The 7,525-nt window shown below is 40.5% G+C and carries 10 protein-coding genes; 1 reads left to right on the top strand and 9 read right to left on the bottom strand.

Annotated features, from left to right (window positions below; all coding sequences use genetic code 11):
* Nucleotides 1–52: 52 nt before the first annotated feature.
* The 6 genes from FFL34_RS17635 to FFL34_RS17660 are packed head-to-tail and all read right to left on the bottom strand — an operon-like array spanning nucleotide 53 to nucleotide 4,983.
* Entirely contained in the window at nucleotides 53–1,054 is a 1,002-nt protein-coding gene (locus FFL34_RS17635; RefSeq protein ID WP_138604611.1) for a biotin--[acetyl-CoA-carboxylase] ligase, read from the bottom strand.
* Nucleotides 1,051–2,214 carry a CCA tRNA nucleotidyltransferase gene (locus FFL34_RS17640; protein ID WP_181954915.1) on the bottom strand — a complete coding sequence of 388 codons (1,164 nt, stop codon included), beginning with the start codon at nucleotides 2,212–2,214 and terminating at the stop codon, nucleotides 1,051–1,053. The genes FFL34_RS17635 and FFL34_RS17640 overlap by 4 nt, the downstream gene beginning before the upstream one ends.
* Nucleotides 2,215–2,248: 34 nt before the next feature.
* Nucleotides 2,249–3,376 (bottom strand): N-acetyl-alpha-D-glucosaminyl L-malate synthase BshA, encoded by a 1,128-nt coding sequence (bshA, locus tag FFL34_RS17645; protein WP_138604613.1) that lies wholly within the window; start codon nucleotides 3,374–3,376, stop codon nucleotides 2,249–2,251.
* A complete protein-coding gene (locus FFL34_RS17650) occupies nucleotides 3,373–3,795 on the bottom strand; it encodes a methylglyoxal synthase (RefSeq protein ID WP_138604614.1) in 423 nt (140 codons plus the stop codon). Before FFL34_RS17650 ends, bshA begins: the two co-directional genes overlap by 4 nt.
* Nucleotides 3,796–3,806: 11 nt before the next feature.
* Entirely contained in the window at nucleotides 3,807–4,604 is a 798-nt protein-coding gene (dapB, locus tag FFL34_RS17655) for a 4-hydroxy-tetrahydrodipicolinate reductase (protein ID WP_138604615.1), read from the bottom strand.
* Nucleotides 4,605–4,641: 37 nt separating this feature from the next.
* Complete coding sequence (locus tag FFL34_RS17660) at nucleotides 4,642–4,983, bottom strand: nucleotide pyrophosphohydrolase (protein WP_138604616.1); 342 nt, start codon at nucleotides 4,981–4,983, stop codon at nucleotides 4,642–4,644.
* Between the two features lie 208 nt (nucleotides 4,984–5,191).
* Here FFL34_RS17660 and FFL34_RS17665 point away from each other — a divergent pair, with 208 nt between their 5' ends.
* Nucleotides 5,192–6,064, top strand: coding sequence for a YitT family protein (locus FFL34_RS17665; protein ID WP_171046427.1), 873 nt, complete (start codon nucleotides 5,192–5,194; stop codon nucleotides 6,062–6,064).
* Between the two features lie 86 nt (nucleotides 6,065–6,150).
* Here FFL34_RS17665 and FFL34_RS17670 read toward each other — a convergent pair whose 3' ends face one another.
* The 3 genes from FFL34_RS17670 to FFL34_RS17680 all read right to left on the bottom strand — a co-directional run.
* Complete coding sequence (locus FFL34_RS17670; RefSeq protein ID WP_138604617.1) at nucleotides 6,151–6,837, bottom strand: zinc metallopeptidase; 687 nt, start codon at nucleotides 6,835–6,837, stop codon at nucleotides 6,151–6,153.
* Between the two features lie 64 nt (nucleotides 6,838–6,901).
* Nucleotides 6,902–7,153, bottom strand: coding sequence for a sporulation protein YpjB (locus FFL34_RS19080; RefSeq protein WP_411712827.1), 252 nt, complete (start codon nucleotides 7,151–7,153; stop codon nucleotides 6,902–6,904).
* Between the two features lie 63 nt (nucleotides 7,154–7,216).
* A partial coding sequence (locus FFL34_RS17680) for a DUF1405 domain-containing protein (protein ID WP_138604619.1) occupies nucleotides 7,217–7,525 on the bottom strand: 309 nt, incomplete at its 5' end.

Below are 7,525 nucleotides of genomic sequence, written 5' to 3' on the forward strand. Positions count from 1 at the left end.
AACCCTCTTTAATACATGTTGCAGCGATTTCTAATCAGAAAGGCTATAACGCCTAGCATTTGTCCCTTCCATCATGAAACCACTCAATCTCACCTGAATATATTTTTTTTGTTTCATTGTTTTCCATTTGAGCTAGTAGTGCCCCATCCGCTGCGATTCCCAAAAATGTGGCGTTAAATGAATGCCTTAGTGTTTTGATGCGAATGTCTTCACCAATTTTATAACCATAGTGTTCCCATTTGGTTTTGATGTCCGTAAAGCCAGTTTGCATGTACCCATCATATACCTGTTCCAATCGCAGCAAGATTTTTTGGATAATATCTTTCACATGAAAATACACATCTGTCTCCAGCCTGATTGATGTTGCTTTAAAATTCTTCAATTCAGAAGGAAAATCCGCCTCTGTTTGATTGATGTTAATCCCTATGCCAATGACGACATATTTGATACAGTCCTGTTCAGCTTGCATTTCCGTCAATATTCCTGCAGTTTTCTTATGGTGAATCAAAATATCATTTGGCCATTTTATTTTTGGTTTAGCCGATATATTTTCTGATAAAGCCTCGGCAATCGCAACAGCCGTCATTAGGGTTAGCTGGGGAGCTGAACCGGGATTCATGTTCGGCCGTAATATAATGCTCATCCAGATTCCTTTATTACTGGCTGAATGCCATTGTCGGTTCATTCTTCCCTTCCCCTCTGTTTGTTCATCGGCAACAATAACTGTTCCATGGGGTGCACCATGAAGGGCTTCCTTATGAGCAATGGATTGGGTAGAATCAGCGACTTCCTTATGTATCACGTTTTTCCCGAGCCAGTCTGTACCAAGGCCCCAACGTATAGTGTTTTCACTTACTTTATCGGGTGATTGCACAATTCGGTATCCTTTTCGGCGTACACCTTCAATGACATACCCATCCTTTTCCAGGTCTTTCATGTGTTTCCATATGGCACTGCGGGATATGTTCAATTCCTCTGATAGTTTTTGCCCGGAGATGTAATTGTTTCCGTTCGTATTTAACAGTTCAAGTAGCCGGTAGCGTGTGGATGTCATTTTATCCAATCCCTTATAGCCTTTTTATCATTCCGTAAGTTTCCGATTATCACTTCTTGTTCGATATCGTTTAACAGTTCTCCTATCCATGGGCCGCCTTTTGCATCTGGGAAAAAATGAATGATGTCATTCCCATCTATTGCCAGATCCTGTTTTGATTTAATTGGTAGAAGTTGTTTCATGTCACGTATGTCTTTCTCAGTGATGGATACATTTGAGAAAAACTTTCCCAGAACCGTAAAATCCTTGTAACAGCTGTCTGAGAGACGATAGACAAGACAACGGTCGAGACCTTCTGATTGCAAACGGGCAAGAGCTGCGTCTAGTTCGTGTGCCTGCTGTTTTACTTTGTTGGAGCATTTCCAGCTTTTGATCCATGTTTGAATGCTGACTGCTGGTTCAAGTCTGTGCAACATTGCAATGACGGCACCAAATGAATGTAGCGGTCTCATAGGTCCCGGCAGTCTGTCCATTAGATGAGGGAAATCTTTGATGACCGGTAGATGATTATGTATCCCAGTTTCCCGTAAATAATGGATACCGGTTTGTACATGCTCCCCGCGAAAAAGCTTCTCCATTTCATGCGCGATTCGTTCAATGGCAATCGTTTCAATTTCCTGTTTAACGGATAGCATCGCTTGTAATGTATCAGGTGCAATCGAAAATCCAAGTTGACTCGCAAATCGGACTGCGCGGATAATACGCAATGGATCTTCCTTAAATCGGTCGTGCCCATTGCCAACAGTTCGTATTAACCCGCTATCAATGTCTTGTTGCCCATTATATATATCGATGATCGTTCCATCTTTATCCATTGCCATTGCATTCATGGTGAAATCACGTCTTTTTAAATCTTCATCAATTGTTTGTATGAAATAGACCGAATCGGGATGGCGTTGATCCGAATAGTCACCATCCATACGAAACGTGGTCACCTCATAGGATTGATGGGCATATCGAACAATTACTGTCCCGTGTTCCAATCCAACTGGAATTACTTTGTCAAAGATTTTCTGGACAGCATCTGGTGTTGCTGATGTGGCAATATCAATATCACCAATTTCATGACCACATAACAAATCCCGGACACATCCACCTACAAAATAAGCGTCGTGCCCGTTTTTTTCCAATATTTCCAAAACATCAGCGGCTTGAGCCATTTTCTCAGGTAATCCCACAGTATCACCATTTTCATCATTCTTGTTTAATCAGTTTATCATATAAATCAATATATTGCTGAACAATCGTCTCCGAACAAAACTTTTCTCTCGCATGGGTTAAAGCATTTTCGGAAAATTGCTCAAGCATTTTCCCGTTCTCCAGCAGTTTAATAGCATACGCCGCAGCACTGTCTGAATCACCCAATTCAACGATGAATCCTGTCTCGCCATGCTTGATTACTTCAGGCATTCCACCCACATTTGTCCCGATACAAGGCACCTGGCAGGACATTGCTTCCAAAAGTACAAGACCGAAACTTTCCTTTTCGGACATGAGCAGTTTTAAATCGGAAATCGAAAAGAGGTCGCTAACGTTTTTTTGTTTACCCAAAAATAGAACATCGTCGGTGAGCCCTAATTGCTGTACTAACTGATATATCGCTGAATATTCAGGTCCGTCCCCTACAAGAAGAAGTTTTGCATTGATGTTAGCATGAATTTTATGAAATGTATAAATGACATCTTGAACGCGTTTTACTTTCCTGAAATTAGAAATATGAATAATCACTTTTTCGTCCTGCTTTATACCATATTGTTCACGGATACCCGGGAGTGTTTTTTTGGAATAGTTTGCTTCATTAACAAAATTGTATATGACTTCCATCCCCTTATTGATTTGAAGCATTTCCTGCGTCTGTTCAACAAGGCTGTGCGAAACGGCGGTAACAGCATCAGACTGTTCAATGCCATGCCGGATCATCTTCCTAAGAGAATCATCAATCCCAAGAACTGTGATATCTGTTCCATGTAATGTTGTAACAATTTTTATATCCCGTTCCGCAATATCTTTCGCCAATATAGCACAGATGGCATGTGGCATCGCATAATGAACATGAAGAATGTCAAGTTTTTCTTGATCGATCACTTCAGCCATCTTATTGGCAAGCGCAAGATCAAATGGCGGGTATTGAAAAACAGGGTAGTGGCTGACTTCCACTTCATGATAATAGATATTCGGGTGGACATGATTCAAACGAAACGGCAAGCTGGATGTAATAAAATGAATTTCATGACCAAGTTCCGCCAATTTCATTCCAAGTTCTGTAGCTATGACTCCTGAACCACCCAATGTTGGATAACATGTGATTCCTATCTTTTTCATATATCATTACCCGCTTGCCGCTCAGATTTCAGGTTTTCATTCCAGCTAAAATTTCCCGCAGCCAATGCATCAACCATCAGTTCAGCTGCTGCAGGATTAGTCGCAAGCGGAATTAAGTGAACATCACAAAGTCGCATTAAAGCACTAACATCCGGTTCATGCGGTTGTGCCGTCAATGGATCTCTGAAAAAAATGACCCCATTCATTTCATTGCCGGCAATTTTTGCACCAATTTGCTGATCGCCACCTAATGGCCCGGACTGGAAGCAATGGACCGATAGACCAGTTGCTTCGGTAATTCTTTTTCCAGTGGTCCCGGTTGCAAACAGGTGATGTTTTTTTAGTACATCGGTATAGGCCGCTGCAAATTGAATAATATCGTCTTTCTTTTTATCGTGTGCAATCAGTGCAATATTCATTGAAATCCCGCCTAGTCTAGTATATTTTCTAACCCATAAACAAGCCTATCTAATTGTGACACTTTTTCGATACATAGTTTAATTCCTTCCATGAACGAAGCACGGTTATAGGAATCATGCTTGATGGTAAGTCCCTGGCCTGGTCCCCCAAGCAGCACTTCTTGATGTGCGACAAGTCCCGGTAACCGGACACTATGGATATGAATCCCGTCCGTCTCTGCCCCTCTTGCGCCAGCAAGCGTTTCTTTCTCATCGGGGTGTCCTTGCTGTTTGCTTGTACGTGTTTCTTGCATCATAGCTGCGGTTTTGATTGCCGTTCCAGATGGTGCGTCAAGTTTCTGGTCGTGGTGTTTTTCAATTATTTCTGCATCAGGAAGATACTTTGCTGCCGTTTTTGCAAATTGCATCATTAAAACAGCACCGACAGCAAAATTTGGTGCGATAATACAGCCTGTCCCATGTGTCATCGACAAATCCTCTAAGGCACTGATTTGTTCTTCCGTGAAGCCTGATGTGCCAACAACTGGGCATATACCATATAATAAAGCCATTTTAGTATGTTCGAAGCCAGATCCTGGAACGGTTAAGTCAATAAATATATCCGCGTCAATTTCATGAAAACAAGCTTCAGGATTTTCGTATATCGGAACGCTTAAATCCGGAAGTCCCTCGATGTCTTGTAATTGTTTTCCGCCATTTTTTCGGTCAATGCAGGCAACAAGTTCAAATGTTTGTTCACTGTGAACCATCTGAATAGCTTCTGTCCCCATTTTCCCTCGTGGTCCTGCAATGATTATTTTTTTATCCATGATTAGCCTCCTGCCTAAGATTGAACTGTTTTACAACTTAATCTTTTTTCGTCCACCGGTCCCTGTCTCTTGTTTCAATCTTTCTGATGGCTGTATCAAATGCTTCTGCCATATCAATATCAAGTGAATTGGCGAAACATGCCAGAACAAAAATAATATCACCTAGTTCTTCTTCCATTGTTTTTGGCTGCTCGGAAGTTTTTTTAGGTTTTTCACCATAGTAATGATTTACTTCACGGGCCAATTCACCTGTTTCTTCAGTTAATCTTGCCATCAAGCTGAGCGGTGAGAAGTAACCTTCCTTAAACTGTCCTATATACCGATCAACTCGTTGTTGGATTTCGTGTGTATGATAAATCGGTTTTTCAGATGCTGGCATATGTAACGCTCCTATCCAGTTTTGTTTGATATAATCTCTTATTATGGTAGCTAAAAGACATCGGTTTGACAACTCATACACGTTGCAGGATTCGTTGTTCTTTACAGTTAAATTGTCTATAATAGAAAAAGTGTAATTTTAAATAACCATTCGCTGCTTACTTATCGTTGGTAAATGATGAAATTCAATAAAATTGGAGTGATTATAGGTGATTTTTGGGTTAAGAGTCAAAAATATTGCTTTTATCCTTCTAGGGTCTGCCATTTTTTCCTTTGGCATCGTCCATTTTAATATGCAAAACAATCTTGGTGAAGGTGGATTTACCGGTATAACACTGCTGCTCTATTTTTTGTGGAACTTGGATCCTGCTATTTCAAATATCGTCCTTAATGTGCCCGTATTTTTTATTGGTTGGAAATTTCTTGGACGAACAACATTTTTGTATACGATTATTGGAACATTGGCCGTGTCTTTATTTTTATCCATCTTTCAAATCAATCCTTTTTCAATGCACATGCAGTCGGACATGACACTGGTTGCATTATTCGCGGGTGTATTTATCGGCATAGGTCTTGGTATCATCTTTCGTTATGGCGGAACAACAGGTGGCGTTGACATCATTGCCAGGATTGTGCATAAATATGTTGGCTGGAGTATGGGGCGAACCATGTTTATGTTTGACTTTGTTGTTATAGCAACATCCATCTTCACATTTTTGGATATGGTACAAGGTATGTATACACTTGTAGCCGTTTATATCGGGGCCAGAGTGATTGATTTTATTCAGGAGGGTGCGTATGCTGCACGCGGGGCTGTCATCATCTCAGGCAAAAGCGATCAAATAGCCGACCATATCATTAAGGAAATGGATCGTGGTGTTACTATATTGAACGGCAAAGGAAGTTTCACGGGAGAGGCTCGTGAGGTACTGTACTGCATTGTTGGCAGAAATGAGATTGTCCGTTTGAAAAATATCATCAACGATATTGACCCACATGCATTTGTCGCTGTAAGCTCCGTTCATGATGTAGTTGGAGAAGGATTTACACTGGATGAAAACAAAAACCCACTAAATGAATGACGCTAGAAACAGCTATCTTGCTATTTTTAAAGAAAAAAGTGCCGCTATCCTAAAAGGATTGCGGCACTTTTTATAAATATAAACTGTTAATCATTACTTGCTGCATAAATCATAATGAACCGAATTAGTTCCGCAACAGCGACCATTGCTGCGGCCACATATGTCATTGCAGCAGCGTTAAGCACCTTTTTCGTTTCTCGTTCCTCATTATTTCGGATAATACCAGTCGAAACAAGCTGCGCCATCGCTCTGTTGGAAGCGTCAAATTCGACGGGCAGTGTTACTAATTGGAAAAGAACTGCAGCCGACATAAAAATGATTCCAAGTAATAGCATCTCACTCATTTGGAAAAAAATCCCTATTAGGATAAGGAAGAAGGAAAAATTGGAACCAGTATTAGCGAGCGGGACTAATGCATGTCTAAAACGCAAAAACGCGTAGTCTTGTGCATCTTGTATCGCATGTCCAACCTCGTGTGCGGCGATGGCAGATGAAGCCATCGACTGTCCATGGAAGTTATCGCGTGACAAATTCACTGTTTTCTTCCTTGGATCATAATGATCGGATAAAAATCCTTTTGTTTCACGAACCTGTACATCAAAAATTCCATTGTCGTTTAGAATTTTACGAGCAACTTCTGCACCTGTCATTTGTGATGATGTTGCTTTTTTTGCGTATTTTTTATACGTGTTTTTCACTTTGGATTGTGCCCATAAGGGTATAATCATCAACAGTGCAATATATATTAAATATCCGCCTAGACCACCTATCATTTTCATCCTCCATCATATTAATATATTCTTATAAGGTCAATTATAGTCAAACGATAGTATGTAGTCAACTATCTGAATCTTCATCTGACTTTTTCTTTTCTTCTCCTTTATACTTTTTCCAACCGACATACGTTAATGTAACGGCAATGGATCCGCCAACAATGCCTACAATCCAGTAGAAAGGAACCATTTTTATACTTCCCGTTGTTACTGCTGTCGTTTTGGTAGAGGTAACAACTGGCGATGTCAATAGCAAACAGGCACATATTCCGATGCTGGCGATTAGCATACGCGTTATAGTAAAAGTCCGTTTCATGGTGGTCACCTCACATAACATCTTCACTACTAATGTATGTGTGGCTAATCCAATATATAACAACTAACCAATCGACTTTTTCCGATTAATCGTCAGCCAATAACTAACACCTATGGATAGTATGCTAAGCCAAAAAGTGAAGTAGCCAATTTCGTTCATATACGTTGTCAGGGATGAATATACTGGCATTTGTTCAAACACGTAATCAATCACGTCGTTATGCAATGTCCATATTGATGCAAAAATAATATGCCGCAATTTCACCGCATAAAATGGTGTATACAGTAATCCCTGGATGGCCATCGCACCGTGGGAAAGCATTAGCATATAGCCCATCCAACTAAGTGATCCGTCTACGATTAATGTGAGGCC

The organism is Lentibacillus cibarius, from assembly GCF_005887555.1.
In the GTDB taxonomy this organism is placed as follows: Bacteria; Bacillota; Bacilli; order Bacillales; family Amphibacillaceae; genus Lentibacillus; species Lentibacillus cibarius.